This window comes from Paraburkholderia acidiphila (assembly GCF_009789655.1).
Lineage (GTDB): Bacteria > Pseudomonadota > Gammaproteobacteria > Burkholderiales > Burkholderiaceae > Paraburkholderia > Paraburkholderia acidiphila.
Map to the genome: position 1 here is coordinate 2,507,770 of NZ_CP046909.1, position 16,061 is coordinate 2,523,830.

Annotated in this window: 15 protein-coding genes, 1 tRNA gene and 1 pseudogene; 12 read left to right on the forward strand and 5 right to left on the reverse strand. The window is 66.2% G+C overall.

The features are described 5' to 3' along the window. Nucleotide 1: 1 nt before the first annotated feature. From pal to FAZ97_RS11370, 4 genes are all read left to right on the forward strand, one after another. The gene (gene pal / locus FAZ97_RS11355; RefSeq protein WP_042266217.1) at nucleotides 2-508 is read left to right on the forward strand and encodes a peptidoglycan-associated lipoprotein Pal; all 507 of its coding nucleotides are present in this window, start codon (nucleotides 2-4) and stop codon (nucleotides 506-508) included. Nucleotides 509-531: 23 nt separating this feature from the next. Next, on the forward strand, nucleotides 532-1,281 hold the full coding sequence (gene ybgF, locus FAZ97_RS11360; protein WP_158758516.1) for a tol-pal system protein YbgF: 750 nt from the start codon (nucleotides 532-534) through the stop codon (nucleotides 1,279-1,281). A gap of 176 nt (nucleotides 1,282-1,457) precedes the next feature. Next, nucleotides 1,458-1,533 (forward strand) — tRNA-Lys (locus FAZ97_RS11365). Nucleotides 1,534-1,699: 166 nt separating this feature from the next. Beyond that, nucleotides 1,700-2,146, forward strand: a complete 447-nt coding sequence (locus FAZ97_RS11370) for a BspC domain-containing protein (RefSeq protein ID WP_158758517.1) — start codon at nucleotides 1,700-1,702, stop codon at nucleotides 2,144-2,146. A 107-nt stretch (nucleotides 2,147-2,253) separates the two neighbouring features. On the opposite strand, the gene FAZ97_RS11375 is transcribed toward FAZ97_RS11370, so the two are convergent. From FAZ97_RS11375 to FAZ97_RS11385, 3 genes are all read right to left on the reverse strand, one after another. Beyond that, the gene (locus FAZ97_RS11375) at nucleotides 2,254-2,844 is read right to left on the reverse strand and encodes a YceI family protein (protein WP_158758518.1); all 591 of its coding nucleotides are present in this window, start codon (nucleotides 2,842-2,844) and stop codon (nucleotides 2,254-2,256) included. A 54-nt stretch (nucleotides 2,845-2,898) separates the two neighbouring features. After that, entirely contained in the window at nucleotides 2,899-3,486 is a 588-nt protein-coding gene (locus FAZ97_RS11380) for a YceI family protein (protein ID WP_158758519.1), read from the reverse strand. A 61-nt stretch (nucleotides 3,487-3,547) separates the two neighbouring features. Next, nucleotides 3,548-4,117, reverse strand: a complete 570-nt coding sequence (locus FAZ97_RS11385) for a cytochrome b (RefSeq protein WP_158758520.1) — start codon at nucleotides 4,115-4,117, stop codon at nucleotides 3,548-3,550. Nucleotides 4,118-4,229: 112 nt separating this feature from the next. Here FAZ97_RS11385 and FAZ97_RS11390 point away from each other — a divergent pair, with 112 nt between their 5' ends. Beyond that, entirely contained in the window at nucleotides 4,230-5,159 is a 930-nt protein-coding gene (locus FAZ97_RS11390) for a LysR family transcriptional regulator (RefSeq protein WP_158758521.1), read from the forward strand. A 274-nt stretch (nucleotides 5,160-5,433) separates the two neighbouring features. Continuing rightward, on the forward strand, nucleotides 5,434-5,814 hold the full coding sequence (locus FAZ97_RS11395; RefSeq protein ID WP_158758522.1) for a hypothetical protein: 381 nt from the start codon (nucleotides 5,434-5,436) through the stop codon (nucleotides 5,812-5,814). Nucleotides 5,815-5,916: 102 nt separating this feature from the next. Here the strand turns inward: FAZ97_RS11395 and FAZ97_RS11400 are convergent. Further along, a pseudogene (locus FAZ97_RS11400) lies at nucleotides 5,917-6,531 on the reverse strand (ParB-like protein); the annotation flags it as partial. A 290-nt stretch (nucleotides 6,532-6,821) separates the two neighbouring features. Here FAZ97_RS11400 and FAZ97_RS11405 point away from each other — a divergent pair. Then, nucleotides 6,822-7,637 carry a mechanosensitive ion channel family protein gene (locus tag FAZ97_RS11405; RefSeq protein ID WP_158758524.1) on the forward strand — a complete coding sequence of 272 codons (816 nt, stop codon included), beginning with the start codon at nucleotides 6,822-6,824 and terminating at the stop codon, nucleotides 7,635-7,637. Between the two features lie 105 nt (nucleotides 7,638-7,742). On the opposite strand, the gene FAZ97_RS11410 is transcribed toward FAZ97_RS11405, so the two are convergent. Continuing rightward, a complete protein-coding gene (locus FAZ97_RS11410; RefSeq protein WP_158758525.1) occupies nucleotides 7,743-8,429 on the reverse strand; it encodes a DedA family protein in 687 nt (228 codons plus the stop codon). A 223-nt stretch (nucleotides 8,430-8,652) separates the two neighbouring features. Between FAZ97_RS11410 and mutL the strand changes: the two genes are divergently transcribed. From mutL to FAZ97_RS11435, 5 genes are all read left to right on the forward strand, one after another. Next, nucleotides 8,653-10,803: a DNA mismatch repair endonuclease MutL gene (gene mutL, locus FAZ97_RS11415; protein WP_158758526.1), complete on the forward strand. Its 2,151-nt coding sequence runs from the start codon at nucleotides 8,653-8,655 to the stop codon at nucleotides 10,801-10,803. After that, a complete protein-coding gene (gene miaA / locus FAZ97_RS11420) occupies nucleotides 10,800-11,780 on the forward strand; it encodes a tRNA (adenosine(37)-N6)-dimethylallyltransferase MiaA (protein WP_158758527.1) in 981 nt (326 codons plus the stop codon). The genes mutL and miaA overlap by 4 nt, the downstream gene beginning before the upstream one ends. Nucleotides 11,781-12,021: 241 nt before the next feature. Beyond that, nucleotides 12,022-13,428: a D-arabinitol 4-dehydrogenase gene (gene dalD / locus FAZ97_RS11425; protein ID WP_158758528.1), complete on the forward strand. Its 1,407-nt coding sequence runs from the start codon at nucleotides 12,022-12,024 to the stop codon at nucleotides 13,426-13,428. 122 nt (nucleotides 13,429-13,550) lie between these two features. Then, nucleotides 13,551-15,032, forward strand: coding sequence for a xylulokinase (gene xylB, locus FAZ97_RS11430; RefSeq protein WP_158758529.1), 1,482 nt, complete (start codon nucleotides 13,551-13,553; stop codon nucleotides 15,030-15,032). Nucleotides 15,033-15,086: 54 nt separating this feature from the next. Continuing rightward, a complete protein-coding gene (locus tag FAZ97_RS11435; RefSeq protein WP_158758530.1) occupies nucleotides 15,087-16,034 on the forward strand; it encodes a sugar-binding transcriptional regulator in 948 nt (315 codons plus the stop codon). The last annotated feature ends 27 nt before the right edge of the window (nucleotides 16,035-16,061 follow it).

A 16,061-nucleotide genomic window follows, 5' to 3' on the forward strand; every position in this document is an offset into this window, starting at 1 on the left:
AATGATGTCGAAGAAAGTACGCCTGGCCTTGGCCGTTTTGATGATCGGTGCACTGGCAGCGTGTAAGTCGGGTGTCAAGGAAACGAACCCGAACGCAGGCGCGATGAACACCCAGCCGAACCCGAACGCGGTCGCCCAGGTGAACGTCGATGAGCTGAACAACCCGAACAGCCCGCTTGCCAAGCGCAGCGTGTACTTCGATTTCGACAGCTACGCCGTCAAGGACGACTACCAGTCGCTGCTGCAAGCTCACGCACAGTACCTCAAGACGCACCCGGAACGTCACGTCCTGATCCAGGGCAACACCGACGAGCGCGGCACGAGCGAATACAACCTGGCGCTGGGCCAAAAGCGTGCTGAAGCCGTCCGTCGCGCCCTCTCGCTGATGGGCGTGCCCGATTCGCAAATGGAAGCTGTCAGCCTCGGTAAGGAAAAGCCGGTCGCAACGGGCCACGACGAAGCATCGTGGGCGCAGAACCGCCGTGCTGACCTCGTGTATCAACAGTAATTGAGCATTGGATGAAGGGGCGTATGTCGCACCGTTTCTCCCCGCTGCGCGCAGCCGCAGCCGCCTGCGTGGCTGGCGTCGCCTTTGCGGCGCTGCCGGCCCACGCGGGTATCTTCGATGACGATCAGGCGCGCCAGGCGATTCTCGACCTGCGCGCGAAAACGGACAGCCTGACTAACCAGTTGTCCGCCGCTCAACGCACGATCCTCGACCAGTCCAACCGGCTCGACCAGCTCAACCAGCAGGTCGCCACGTTGCGCGGACAGAACGAGGACATGGCGAACCAGCTGGCAACCCTGCAGAAGCAACAGAAGGACTACTACACGGATCTCGACACGCGACTCAAGAAGTTCGAGCCGCAGCAGGAGACCGTGGACGGCATGCAAGGCACGGTTCAGCCGGGTGAGATGGACGCGTTCAACGCCGCTTCGCAGCAGTTCCGCAACGGCGACTTCAAGAACGCGGCGGCATCGTTCCGCAGCTTCATCGCGAAGTTCCCGCAGAGTCCTTACCAGCCGACCGCGCAGTACTGGCTCGGCAACGCGCTCTATGCGCTGAAGGACTACAAGGGGTCGACCGCGACGTGGCAGAACGTCGTCAACAAGTACCCGCAGCATCCGCGCGCGCCCGAGGCGTTGCTGGCCATTGCGAACAATCAGATCGAGCAGGGGCAAAAGGCTGCGGCCAAGCGCACGCTCGAGCAGGTCGTTTCGCAATATGGCAGCTCGGATGTCGCCCAGACGGCGCAGAGCAAGCTTTCACAGCTCAAATAAGCGCTGCTGGCTGGTTTTGGCGTGATGTGGCGCTGGTCTATCTCCGGTGCCACGAAATGCGCCTCTCGCGTACAAGGAAGGCCCGGGGCACGGCGTGTCCCGGGCTTTTTCCTTTGATTTGTGGCGGCAATGGTTGACGCTTAGGCCATGCGCCGCTATAATCCCGCTTCTCTTTTGGGTCGTTAGCTCAGCTGGTAGAGCAGCGGACTTTTAATCCGTTGGTCACAGGTTCGAATCCCGTACGGCCTACCAAAGCATCAAACGAAAAGCCCAGTCTCCGGACTGGGCTTTTTGCTTTTCGGCACATGGTAATTCGCGGGCAACTCGCCTTGAGGGCCTCGGCGCGCGACCACCGGCCCAGCATGTATACTCCCCGCTCCCTCGCCGTCCCATCCCCCGCTGCACAGGCCACGTCCCCATGAAGTTCACGACCCTTGCCTGCGCCCTGCTCGCGCTGTTCTGGCTCAGTCTGCGCGTTCAGGCGCAAATCCAACCGCAACCCGAAGACTACGAATACCTGCGCCGGATTCGCGTGCCGGACGCCGTCGTCAATTGCGTCTCCGCTCTCGACCAGTGGGTGCACAAGGCGCAGCGCTACGATTCGCTGCTCGTGCCCGACCGCCGCGCGCTCTCGGCAAAGATCGAGCAGCCTGCGCCCGTTAATGCCACGCCCGTGCCCGCCGCAAGCGACGCGCTCACGCCTGTCCCGGCCATCGACACACTGATCCACCTCCACGCCTTCGCCAAGATCCGCGGCAAGTACGCCTGGGTTCCCGTGAAGGCCACGTGCGGCATCTGGCATTCGTACGTCGTCGATGTCGCGCTGTCGCCACGCAGCACGCACGCAACGTCGCCGATCCACTGACGATACTTCGTCATCCTTATCGCCTCCCGCAACAAAAAAGCCCGTGCGCCAAACAGCGCACGAGCTTTTTCGCATCGAGCAAGGCGCGGCCCACGCCGCGCGCAAACTCAGTCCGCCTTGACGCCTTCCACCTGGATCTGCAGCGTGGTCGCCGTCTTGAAACCATACGACTGGCCCCAGTTCACGCCGTAGTCCGCGCGGTCAAATTGCGCCGATGCGTCCGCGCCGCACACTTCACGCTTGAGCATCGGGTTCTGGAAGCACTTGAACGAGTCGATCTTCAGGTTCAGCGGCTTCGTCACGCCGTGCAGCGTGAACGTGCCGATCACTTCCACGGGCTTGTCGCCGTCGAAGCGGATCGACGTGCCCTTGTAGGTGGCCGTCGGGTACTTCGCGGTGTCGAGGAATTCGGCCGAGCTCACGTGCTTGTCGAGCTGCGAGTTGCCCGTATCGATCGACGATGCGTCGATCGTCACGTCCACCGTGCCCGTCTTCGCTGCGCGGTCGAGCGTAACCGTGCCCGTGCTCTTCGTGAACTTGCCGCGCCACACTGAGACGCCGCCGAAGTGATCGGCCTCGAAGCTCGGATACGTATGCATCGGGTCGAGGTTGTAGGTCGTCGTGGCCGCGAGCGCGGGCGTGGCGACGAAGGCTGCGAGCGAGGCGGCAACGGCCGCGGCGAAAATCGTGGTCTTCATGAATCGATTCCTGGTGCGAAAGAAACTGAGTAAAAAAGCGATGCCGGTCGCGCTTTAGTGCGCGGCGGACACGATGTGAAACTTGATCTGCACGTCGTCGGCGACGATCGAGGTGTCCTTCCACTCGCCCGAGCCAATGCCGTAGGCGAGGCGCTTGATGGGCAGCGTGCCGTCGAACACCTGGTTGGCGCCGTCCTTGCGGTATTGCACCGGCACGACGACGTCGGTCGTCTTGCCTTTGATGGTCAGCTTGCCGGCCACCGTGAATGCGCCGTTCGCGCCCGGCTTGATCTGCGTGGAGACGAAGGTCGCGTGCGGGAAGTGCGAAGCGTCGAACCACTCGTCGCCGGCGACTTCCTTGTTGTATTCCGGCGCGCCGATGTCGAAGCTCGACACCTCGACGTCGAGCTTCGCGCTCGATGCCGGGACGTTCGCCGGATCGAAGCGCACGTCGGCGGTGAAGTGATTGAAGCGCCCTTCGACCGGCACGTTCATCTGCTTGAACACGGCGGTGACGGAGTTTTTCGCGGCTTCGGCCGCGGCGTTGGCGCTGGTGGCGAAAGTCGTGGCAAAAGCCGCGCCGGCGGCGAGCGTCGCGCCGAGCGCGACGACAGAAGCGGTATGGGCAAGACGTTGGATCATGGGCAGTCGGTCCAAGGTAGGAAGCATCGGAAAATGGATGCGGCGCATGCGCGCCGCAAGGTCAGTCGCGCGGCGTGCCGAACGGCAGCATGCGCGAGAGGATGTTCTGGCGGTCGATCAACTGGTGCTTGATGACGGCGAGCACATGCAGCACGACCACGGTGAGCAAGGTGTAGTTCAGCGAGATATGCACGATGCGCAGCACGCCCTTGAGCGCGGTATCGGGGCCGATCAGCACGGGCAGCGGCCAGATGCCGAGGTACACGACCTGAATCCCGGCCGCTGAGCTATAGAGGTAGCCCGTCACCGGAATCGCGACCATCAGCACGTAGAGCGCGGTGTGGCCCAGATGCGCGGCAAGCCTTTCCCAACCGTGCATCGAGCCCGGCAGCGCGGGGGCGGCGTGCGTGACGCGCCAGAGAATGCGCACGAACACGAGCGCGAGCACGGTCACGCCTATCCATTTGTGCCACGAGAAGTAGCGCAGCTTGGTGGGCGTGATGCCGGGAATGTCGGTCATGACCCAGCCAAGCGCAAAGCCCCAGACGATCAACGCGGCGATCAGCCAGTGCAGCAGCATGGCAAAGCCGCTATAGCGGCCGGCGGGCTTGACGGAAGGGTTCATCGGCATACGACTCCAATATTCGAGGTGTGCACTTTACCCGGCCAAACCTATTCAAACAATCGTCTAAAATGGATGGTTATCATCCACTTTTTCGATAGATCGAAAAGGACCGTACCTCGTGGACCGCACCTCGGACCGCTCTCCTAGCCTCGAGCAGCTGCGCGCGCTGATCGCCGTCGCCGAAACCGGCAGCTTCTCGGCAGCGGCGCGCCAGCTCGACCGCGCCCAGTCGGTGGTCAGCTATACGATCGCCAATCTCGAGGCGCTGCTGGGCGTCGCCCTGTTCGAGCGCGGCAAGCGCAAGCCTGAACTCACGGCCGCAGGCCGTGCGATCCTCGCCGACGCGCGCCGCCTCGATCTGCTCATGGGTCAGCTTAACGCCAAGGCGGCCGGCCTGCAGAGGGGGCTGGAAGGCGAGGTCTCGCTGGCCGTCGACGTGATGTTTCCGTCGCAGCGGCTCGTCGAGGCGCTGCAGGCGTTCGCGTTCACGTTTCCCACCGTCGCACTGAATCTCACCATGGAGGCGCTCGGCGGCGTGCTCAAGCTCGTGCTCGACGGCGATTGCGCGGTCGGCATCAGCGGGCCGAACCACAACTGGCCGCATGTGATCGAGGCGCAGTCCATCGGCACCGTGGAACTCGTGCTCGTGGCCGCGCCCTGCCATCCGCTTGCCAAGGCGGAACATCCCGTGCGTATTTCGGATGCGCGCGAGCACACGCAGCTGGTCCTCACCGACCGCAGCCGCCTCACCGAAGGCCAGAACTTCGGCGTGTACAGCAATCGCGCGTGGAAGCTCGGCGACCTCGGCGCCAAGCACCGGCTGCTGCTCGCGGGCCTGGGCTGGGGGTCGATGCCGAAGCATCTCGTGGAAGCCGATCTCGAAGCCGGCCGGCTCGTGCGCGTCGCGCTCGCGGACCGGCGCTCGGTGAGCTACAACATCTCGCTGATCCACCGCACCGACGCGGCACGCGGCCCCGCCAGCGAGTGGCTTTGCCACTACCTGACGCAAGGCACCCCGCCGCAAGCGCCGCTGCCCGACGCGCGCTGAAATGGCGCGTAGGCGATGCGCCTGCGAGTTGTAAGAACGCAACCCCGCGCACGCCTGACAATGCTTCACAAACCCGCACGAACCGCGTCGCGCCGGGCTCGCGCGGCGGCGGGCGCCGACTTCGCGCCGTCGACCTTCGTCCGCCCGCATTTATCGAGATGGACCTCCATGCCAGGATCGCGCCACCGCTCGCCGGGAGCGTGGGCTTGCGCACTGCCGCAAGCCCCGAACACCCAGCGCGAGCTTTGCGTCACGCGCCCGGTCACTTCGCATCATGGTCAACTTCATCTGCTTTCTGCTCTGGAATCTCGCCTTGCTCTTCGCCGTGCGCGTGGGTTGCTGGCTCATTGTCTGCGCACGGCCTGATCTCACGCTTCATGGCACGCGCATCTTCGTCGGCTTGATGGCGATTGCGCTCGCGTTCGACACGGCAGTCACCTTCCTCGTGTTCGCCGACGCCGGTGGGCCGTGGCAAGCGCACAACCCGAGCGAGACTTATCCCGAGCGCGCCTTCGCCTACGCACTCGCCGCGTTGCTGGCGCTGCTGATCGCGCGGCATGCGCGCCGGCAGGAAGCACGCAAGACGCGCGACGGACAGCCTGCTGCACAGGCAATCGAAACGTCCCCGTACAGCAAATCGACGCTGCCGATGTAAGGCGGCGCGCCGCCCGCTTCAGCTCTTCTTGACCTTGGGCGCCTTGTCCACCTTGGGCGCCTTGCCAGGCGCGGCCGCCGGCACACCAGCCGTCGCGGGTGGCACGACCCCCGACCAGCCCGGCAAATAACGCGCTTCGGGATCGTGCGCATGCGAAAGCGCGTCGGCGAGCGCCGCGTCGAAGTCTTTGTGCAAGCGCGTTTCGGATACCTTACGACGCAGATAATCGGCCCACAGGAATTCGCTGAACGGCGTCGTGTCCTTCGCGTAGCCGCCCGACGTGCGCAATTCGCCCGCGAGGCTGCGATACGGATCGTCGGCGAGGCCCAGTAGCTGCTTGGGCAGCTGGTCGAATTCGCAGCGCTCGCCCGCGGCGTTGAACGGATGCACCCACTGGTTGTGCTCCATCATGCGCCAGAAGATGGTGGGCTCGAGCCACGAGAGATCCTTGAGCACGGTCACCCGCACGCTCTCCACCGACTCTTCGAGCCATGCGCGGCCAAGGTGGTGGTGATCGACCACGTAGTAGCGCGACTTCGGCCCGAGCACGGCGGGAAACCAGTGCGAGTCGATGGCCGCCGCGCGGCCTTTCTTGTCGAGCGCTTGCCAGTGCGCGCGCTTGGCGTTCACCTCCCGAAAGCCCACCGTGATTTGCGTGGGGCGAAGCTCGTCGAGCTTCACGGTGATGAGATGGAGATCGGTGTTCTGAAGGTTCATGGCGGGCCTCCTTTGTCGTGTCGGTCAGTGTCAGGGTCGATCGCGAAACGATACAGCCGAACCGCCATGCATGCCGCATCAATTGAACGCGCATCTTCGCGCCGCGTGCGCCGGGTCAACCCTTTAGGCCGCCGGGCACGTTGGATGCGCGCTTTTTTCAGTTCGCCTATAAATGCTCCGAGGGACAGACGACGCCAGCCACGACGCGCGCGCCGCGCTCCCCGCCACTGTCGGTTGCACGTCTTTTCCGGCTCGATCAACGACAATTCCACGGCACAAGCGAGGGCATTTTGGATCTCGAAACCATCCGCGTATTCATCATGACCCGGGGCATCGACTTCGGGACCAAGGTCGTGGCGGCGATCGTCCTGTGGGTCATCGGGCGCTGGGCCATCAACCTCATCGCCGGTTTGCTGCGCAAGGTGCTCGCGCGCAACGAGCGCATCGATCCCACGCTCGCGCATTACCTCAGTTCAATCCTCGCCGCCGTCTTGAACCTGCTGCTGGTCCTTGCGATCCTCCAGGTGTTCGGCGTGCAGACCACCTCGTTCGCGGCGCTTCTCGCCGGTCTTGGCCTCGCGATCGGCACGGCGTGGGGCGGCCTGCTCGCGCATTTCGCCGCGGGCGTGTTCATGCAGGTGCTGCGGCCGTTCAAGGTGGGCGACTTCGTGACGGCCGGGGGCGTGACGGGCACCGTGAAGGAGCTCGGCATCTTCGGTACGACCATCATCTCGCCGGACAACGTGGTCAACATCATCGGCAACAACAAGATCTTCTCGGACACCATCTCGAACTACAGCGCGACGCCCGTGCGCCGCGTCGAGCTGACCGCGAAGATCGCCAATGGCGTCGATCCCGTCGACGCCGCCAACCGTCTGCGCGCGGCCATCGCGAAAATTCCAAACGTTTCGCAGGATCCGGCGCCCGATGTCGAGATCCTCTCGTTCACGCCTGAAGGGCCGCTGCTGGCCGTGCGGCCCTACACGAACAACGACACCTACTGGCAGGTCTACTTCGACACCAACCGCGCGATCGTCGAGACCTTCAAGGACGCGGGCTACCCGACGCCCGAAACGCCTTCGATCATTCGCCGCGTGGGCTCGTAGCGCGCCGCGCTCTACGCACTTTGCGCGCCCACCAAAGCAAAACGGCATCGCCTTCGCAGGCGATGCCGTTTTTTCATGGCGTTGCGGCCCGGAGCCGCTGGGCGTTCAACCGCCGTTGGGCTTGCGCACGGCGCCGCTGCGCGAGTTCTTGCGCAGCATCTTCCACAGGCCGCCAAGCAGGATCGGCACGATCGCGGCGCCAATGCCGACGAGCACGATCACGTTGAGATACTGGCGAATGAACGGAATGTTGCCGAAGAAGTAGCCAAGCAGCACGAGCAGCAACACCCAGAACAGCGCGCCCGTGATCGTGAAGAACTGAAAGCGTCGCATGCTCATTTGCGACACGCCCGCCACGAACGGCGCGAAGGTACGCACGACAGGAATGAAGCGCGCGAGCACGATGGTCTTGCCGCCGTGACGCTCGTAGAATTCGTGCGTTTTCTGCAGTGCGGCGCGGTCGAGGAAGCGTTCGAGCACGGGAATGTGCGTGTTGAACACCTTCGGCCCGATGGCGCGCCCGATCAGGTAATTGACCGTATTGCCGAGCACCGCCGCCACGAGCAGCAGCACGATCAGCAGCCCGAGATTCATTTCATGCGTAGCGGCAAACGCGCCGCCGATGAACAGCAGCGAGTCGCCTGGCAGGAACGGCAGCACCACGAGCCCGGTTTCGCAGAACACGATCAGGAACAGCACCGCGTAGACCCAGCCGCCGTATTGCTGGATGAAGACACCGAGAAACTTGTCGATGTGCAAGACAAGATTGACGAACTGCAAAAGCGTATCCAAAAGTGTCCCTTATTGATCGTGGGCCGCGCGCCTGAAAAAGCGCGTTCGCCCCGGTGTTGCGCGAGAAGCAAAATTGACCGCGCCATGATACCGAAAGTGCCCGGTCGTCACGAAAAAATCCCGTTAATTTCGGTGAATTCGCGCACAAAGCGCCGTTAGATGGCGGTTCCGGGGCGCAGGTGCGTGCCGGGCCGGCCCGCGCCGACTCGCTATAATTGCGCGCATGTCTTCGAATTCCGAACCCACCGGCGCCGCGCCGGATTCCGCCAACGCCGCCGACGCCGCCAGCACGACCGGCGCCGCCGTCGCGTCGCGCGCCGCGCAGCCCGCGCGCGCGATTCAGGCGCTGCCCGATCAGCTGATCAGCCAGATCGCCGCGGGCGAAGTGGTCGAGCGGCCCGCCTCCGTCGTCAAGGAGCTGCTCGAAAACGCGCTCGACGCGGGCGCGAGCACGCTGCGCATCCTGCTCGACGAAGGCGGCGTGAAGCGCATCTCCATCGCCGACGACGGCTGCGGCATTCCCGAAGCGGAGTTGCCGCTGGCGCTCATGCGCCACGCCACGAGCAAGATCCGCTCGCTCGCCGAACTGGAAAGCGTCGCGACGCTCGGGTTTCGCGGCGAAGCGCTGGCGTCGATCGCCTCGGTGGCCGAGATGTCGATCACGAGCCGCAGCGCCGACGCGCCGCACGCCGTGAAGATCGAGGGCCACACGGGCGCGATCTCGCCGGCTGCGGGCGCCCAAGGCACGACTATCGAAGTGCGCGAGCTGTATTTCAATACGCCCGCGCGCCGCAAATTCCTGAAGAGCGAGCAGACCGAGCTGGGCCATTGCCTCGAGATGATCCGCCGCAGCGCGCTTGCGCGCCCGGACGTCGCGATTTCGGTGCTGCACAACGGCCGCGCGGTCGAGCACTGGAACGCGAGCGATCCGGCTACGCGCGTTTCGAAGATTCTCGGCGAAGTCTTCGCCACGGCGCACCTGCCGCTCGACGAGCGCGCCGGGCCGCTCGCCGTGTACGGCTGCGCGGGTCTGCCCACGGCGAGCCGCAACCGCGCCGACCAGCAGTACTTCTTCGTGAACGGCCGCTTCGTGCGCGACAAGCTGCTCACGCACGCGGTGCGCTCGGCCTACGAAGACGTCCTGCACGGCGACCGCTATCCGTCGTACGTGCTGTTCCTCGACCTGCCGCCCGAAGCCGTCGACGTGAACGTGCATCCCTCGAAGATCGAGGTGCGTTTTCGCGACTCGCGCTCGATTCACCAGTTCGTGTTCCATGCCGTGCAGCGCGCGCTTGCGCGCCACGCGGGCGCCTCGCCCGAGACGACCTCGGGCGGCCACGCGGCGGCGCTTATCGAGCCGCGCGCGTTGCCGGGCGCCGGGGTGCTGGGCGCTTCTGTCGGACTGGCTTCGGGCGCGTCCGATTACCCGCGCGCAGGCGTAACGTCTGGCGCAGCGGGCGGTTTCGGCGCGGACGGCAAGTTCGGCACCGCCAGCGTGGCGAGCAGCTTCGGCGGCGGCGCGGGTGGCGCTCTCTCGCGTGCTTCCGGCTTTGGCGCTGCAAACGCAGGCGGCGCCGGCGCAAGCAGCGGCAACACCTGGCTGCGCCAGTCGCGCATGACGCAAGGCAACCTGCCTGTCGCGCAGCCGCTCGCGCTGTATGACGCATTGTTCGGCCGCAAGGACGTCGGCGCGGGCACGGCGCAGGGCTCGACCGTGCCGCAGGCGCAAGACGGCGCAGCCGATGCGTTCGCCGCCGGCGCGCCGCGCGCCGCCTTCGAAGCGGGCGAAGACCATCCGCTCGGCTTCGCGCTCGGCCAGGTGCACGGCATCTATGTGCTCGCGCAAAACGCGCGCGGTCTCGTGATCGTCGACATGCATGCCGCGCACGAGCGCATTCTCTACGAGCAGTTCAAGCAGGCGCTTGCCGAGCGCTCGCTCGCCGTGCAGCCCTTGCTGATCCCGATCTCGATGACGGCCGATCCCGTCGAGACAGGCACCGTCGAGGAGGAAAAGGCGACGCTCGAAGCGCTGGGCTTCGACCTCGCCGTGCTTTCGCCTACGTCGATCGCGATCCGCGCGGTGCCCGCGCTCCTCAAGGACGCCGATCTCCAGGCCCTCGCGCGCGCCGTGCTCGCCGACCTGCATGAGTACGGCGGCTCGCGCGTGCTCACCGAGCGCCAGCACGAGATGCTCGGCACGCTCGCCTGCCATCACGCGGTGCGCGCGAACCGGCGTCTCACGCTCGACGAAATGAACGCGCTCCTGCGCCAGATGGAAGCCACCGAGCGCGCCGACCAGTGCAACCACGGCCGGCCGACCTGGTACCAGCTCACGCTCGCCGATCTCGATCGGCTCTTCATGCGCGGTCAATGACGCAGTCCACGAAACAAACCGGTGAGGCGTTGCCCGTCGCATGCCTGCTTGGCCCCACGGCCTCGGGCAAGACGGCGGCCGCGCTTGCGTATGCCGCGCAATCGGCGGCGCGTGGGCGCGCGGTGGAGATCGTGAGCGTCGATTCGGCGCTCGTGTATCGCGAGATGGACATCGGCACCGCGAAGCCAACCGCCGATGAACGCGCAGCAGCCGTGCATCATCTGATCGATATCGTCGATCCGCTGGATGCGTATTCCGCCGCCGACTTTCGCGCCGATGCGCTGCGCGTGACGGGCGAAATCGTTGCGCGCGGGAACGTGCCGCTGCTGGTGGGCGGGACGATGCTGTACTACAAGGCGCTCACGCAAGGCCTGAACGACCTGCCCTCGGCCGATCCCGCCGTGCGCGCGCAACTCGACGCCGAGGCCGCACGCGACGGCTGGCCCGCCATGCATGCCCGCCTCGCGCAGGTCGATCCGGCCACGGCGGCGCGCCTGGCCCCGAACGACTCGCAGCGCATTCAGCGGGCGCTCGAAATCTTCATGCTGAGCGGCCAGCCGATGTCGGTGCTGCTCGCCACGCCGTCCACGCGCGAGAATGAAGCCGCGCGCTATCGCTTCGTGCCGGTCGCGCTCGAACCGTCCGATCGCGGCGTGCTGCACGCGCGCATCGAAGCGCGTTTCGACGCGATGCTCGCGGGCGGTCTTATCGACGAGGTGAAGGCGCTGCGCGCGCGCGGCGATCTGAATCCCAACTTGCCGTCCATGCGCTGTGTGGGCTACCGCCAGGTGTGGGAATTCCTCGACGGCGCGGTGGACTACGACACCATGCGCGACAAGGGCGTGTTTGCCACGCGCCAGCTCTGCAAGCGCCAGCTCACGTGGCTGCGCGCGATGCCGGAGCGCATCGTCGTGGATTGCTGCGCGCAAGATGCGACCGCACAGGCCGTCGCGGCGGTGGAGCGGATTGGCGGCTGAAGCCGCTGACCCCGTTCTCCGCCTTACCCTCCCGGGCGCCTTGTGCGCCACAACATCCTCCAGCAACGTTCATTCGACGCGCGTTCGATGACCGCACGCGCGCCATCCCCCGCCGCAGCGCGCCACCGAAAACCGCCCTCGCCCGCTTGACTTTCGATCGACCGGATACGATCATTCGTTCATCACTAGAGCAATTGCTCAGGCTTGAGCCGACAGGCCGCTTTGAGTAAGGAGACACCGAATGAACACCGAACGCAGCAATGCGAACGTGATCCTGCACATCGGCGCCGGGTCCTTTCACCGCGCGCATCAGGCGTGGTACCTGCATCGCGTGAACCTCGCGCGCAAGCCCGACGAGGCCGCCTGGTCGCTCACCGTCGGCAACATCCGCTCCGACATGAACGCCGTGATGGGCGCGCTGGCCGCGCAGAACGGCGCCTACACGCTCGAAACGGTCACGCCGCAGGGCGAGCGCGCCTACGAGACGATCCGCTCGATCACGCGCGTGCTGCCGTGGTCCGCCGATCTCGCGAGCCTGATCGATGCCGGGGCCGACTCGAACTGCAAGATCATCGCGTTCACGGTGACCGAAGGCGGCTATTACCTCGACGAACACGACCGCCTCGACACCGCGAACCCCGACCTCGCCGCCGATCTCAAGGGCGGCCGCACGACGATTTACGGTGCGCTCGCCGCGATCCTCGAAGCGCGCATGGCGCGCGACGGCGGCCCCGTCACGCTGCAGACCTGCGACAACCTGCGCAGCAACGGCAAGCGCTTTCACGCGGGCATGCGCGAGTTCCTCGCGCTGCGCGGCGCGACGGATCTGCGCGAATGGTTCGACGCGAATACGGCGTGCCCCGACTCCATGGTCGACCGCATCACGCCGCGCCCCACGCCCGATGTGCGCGAGCGCGTAAAGGCCGCAACCGGCGTGGACGACGCCTGCCCGGTGATGGGGGAGGCATTCATCCAGTGGGTGATCGAGGATCACTTCTGCGCGGGGCGGCCCGCCTGGGAGCGCGCGGGCGCGGAGATGGTCGAATCGGTGATGCCCTATGAGGAAGCGAAGATCCGCATCCTCAACGCCACGCACAGCTGCGTTGCGTGGGCGGGCACGCTCATTGGGCTCGACTTCATCCACGAAGGCACGAACGACGCCGACATCCGCACGTTTGCGCGCGAGTACGTGAGCGAGGACGTGATTCCCTGCCTCACGCCGAGCCCGCTCGATCTCGCGAAATATCGCGACGTCGTGCTCGAACGCTTCAGCAACCCGTACATCCAGGACACGAACCAGCGCGTGGCCGCCGACGGCTACTCGAAGATCCCCGGCTTCATCGCGCCCACGCTCGCGCAACGCATCGCCAGCGGCGCAACGCCTGCCGCCACGGCCATGCTGCCCGCGCTCTTCCTGCGCTTTCTGGAGCGCTGGCACAAGGGCACCCTGCCCTACAGCTACCAGGACGGCGTGATGGACGCGTCTGCCGTGCACCGCATGTTCGATAGCGGCGACCCCGTCTCGACATTTCTCGGCGACAAGCTGCTGTGGGGCGGTCTCGCCGGCAACCCGACGCTCGGCGAAGCTGTGCGCGGCGCGCTTACGCGCGTCGACCAGTGGCTCGCCTCACGCGGCTGCAGCGTTTGAAGCCATATCGCGGCTTGACCCGTCACACTCGCGCCGCGTGCGCCCTCCGGGTCGGCGCGCATGGCGTCGCGCACGGCGCGCGGCTAAAGTAGCGCAACTCTCTTTACGACTTCCGCGCGCCTATGTATCTCGGCATCGACCTCGGCACCTCCGAAGTGAAAGTCCTGCTGCTCGCGCCCGACGGCCGCGTGATCGGCACTGCCGGCACGCCCTTCGTCGTCTCGCGCCCGCACCCGCGCTGGTCCGAGCAGAATCCCGCCGACTGGTGGGATGGCACGCGCCGCGCGCTCGCCGCATTGCGCGAGGCGCATCCGCACGAATTCGCGCAGGTGCGCGGCATTGGCCTTTCCGGACAGATGCACGGCGCCGTGCTGCTCGACGCGCACGACAACGTCTTGCGCCCCGCAATCCTCTGGAACGACATGCGCGCGGTCGACGAATGCGCCGAGCTCACCGCGCGCGCGCCGCAGCTGCACCGCATCGCTGGCAATCTCGCCATGCCGGGCTTCACCGCGCCCAAGCTGCTGTGGGTCGCGCGCCATGAACCGCGGATCTTTCGCGACACGGCCAGCGTGCTGCTGCCAAAGGACTATCTGCGCCTGCAGCTCACGGGCGGCAAGGTCTCCGATCCATCGGACGCCGCGGGCACGCTCTGGCTCGACGTGGCCAAACGCGACTGGTCCGACGCACTGCTCGACGCCTGCAACATGACGCGCGCACAAATGCCCGCGCTCGCCGAAGGCAGCGCGCCCTCCGGCACGCTGCTGCCGGCGCTCGCGCGCGAATTCGGCCTGCGCGAGGAGGTGGTCGTTGCAGCGGGCGGTGGCGACAATGCGACGAGCGCCATCGGCATCGGCGCGACGCAGCCCGGCGACGGCTTCGTCTCGCTCGGCACCTCGGGCGTGCTCTGCGTGGTGGGCGACCGCTTCCGGCCCAACCCCGCTTCCGCCGTGCATGCGTTCTGCCACGCGATTCCGGACCGCTGGCACCAGATGAGCGTCGTGCTTTCGGCGGCGAGTTGCCTGCGCTGGGTCTGCAAGCTCACGAGCACGAACGAGCCCACGCTGCTCGCCGAAGTCGAGCAACTCAACGTGCAAACGCTCGCCGAAGCGCCGCTCTTCCTGCCATATCTCTCGGGCGAGCGCACGCCGCACAACGACCCGTACGCGCAGGGCGTGTTCTTCGGTATGACGCACGCAACCGACCGCGCGCTGCTCGGCTACGCCGTGCTCGAAGGCGTGACGCTCGCGCTCACCGACGGTCTCGACGCCCTCGCGGCCGCCGGCACCGAAGTCGGCGCGCTGTCGATGCTGGGCGGCGGCGCGCGCAGCGGCTACTGGGCGCAACTGGTTGCGGACGCATTCAACACGCCCACGCGCCAGCACGGCGGCGGCGAGACCGGCGCGGCGCTCGGCGCGGCGCGCCTCGGCTGGCTCGCGGCGGGCGGCGACGCGCGCGAGGTGCTGACGAAGCCGCCCGTGGTAGCCGAATACACGGCGAACGCCTCGCGCCACGCGGCGCTGCGCGAGCGTCTCACCGCCTACCGGGCGCTGTACCGCCATGTGCGCCCGCTTTTCGAGCCCTCGCGCGAGCGCCTCGCGTAAGTCGCGCAATTTCGTGCAGTACACTTCGGCCCCGATACCGCTCCGACCACCACCGTGCCCAAGTCCACCGAAAAACTCGATCTCGCGACCCGCGCCGCCTGGCTCTACTACGTGGCCGGCAACACCCAGAACGAAATCGCCGAGAAGCTGCAGGTGTCGCGCCCCGTCGCGCAGCGCCTCGTTGCGTTCGCGGTCGAGAAGAACCTCATTCGCGTGCGCGTCGATCACCGTCTCGCCGATTGCCTCGCGCTCGCCGATGCGCTTTCGAAACGCTACGGCCTTTCGGTCTGCGAAGTGGTGCCCGTGGACAACGACACGCCCGAGGAAATCGACCGCAAGCTCGCGGTAGCGGGCGCGCAAGTGATGGAGCGCTACCTCACTGAGGAGCGGCCGATGGTCGTGGCCGTGAGCAGTGGACGAACGCTCAAGGCGGCCGTCGATCAGATCGCGCAGCTGGAGCGGCCGCAGCACCGGCTGGTTTCGATGGTGGGCGCGATCGCCCAGGACGGCTCGTCGAACCGGTACGACGTCGCGCTGCATATCTCCGAGAAGACCGGCGGCAAGCACTTTCTGCTGCCCGCGCCGCTCATCGCGGATAACGAGGCCGAGCGCGCGCAATGGTGCAATCACCGGCTCTATCGCATCGTCGAATCGCTTTCGGGCGAGGCCGATGTCGCGTTCGTGGGCATCGGCAACATCGGCGAGCATTGCCCGCTGCATGAGGACGGCTTCATCACGTCCGACGAAGTGCGCGAACTGATGGGCCAGGGCGCCGTGGCCGAAATGCTCGGCCTGCCCATCGACGCGGCCGGCAAGCGCGTCGATTCGCCCACGGGCCGCCGCGTGACGAGCGTGTACCTCGACTCGCCGCCGCGCCGCCCGACCATCGGCTTCGCAGGCGGCGCGCGCAAGCGCGAAGCCGTGATCGCGGCGCTCAACGGCGGTTGGCTCTCCGGCCTCGTCACCGACGAATTGTGCGCGCGCGCCGCGATCGAACGCTAAACCCTGCGCAGAGCGAAAAAAAGAAGC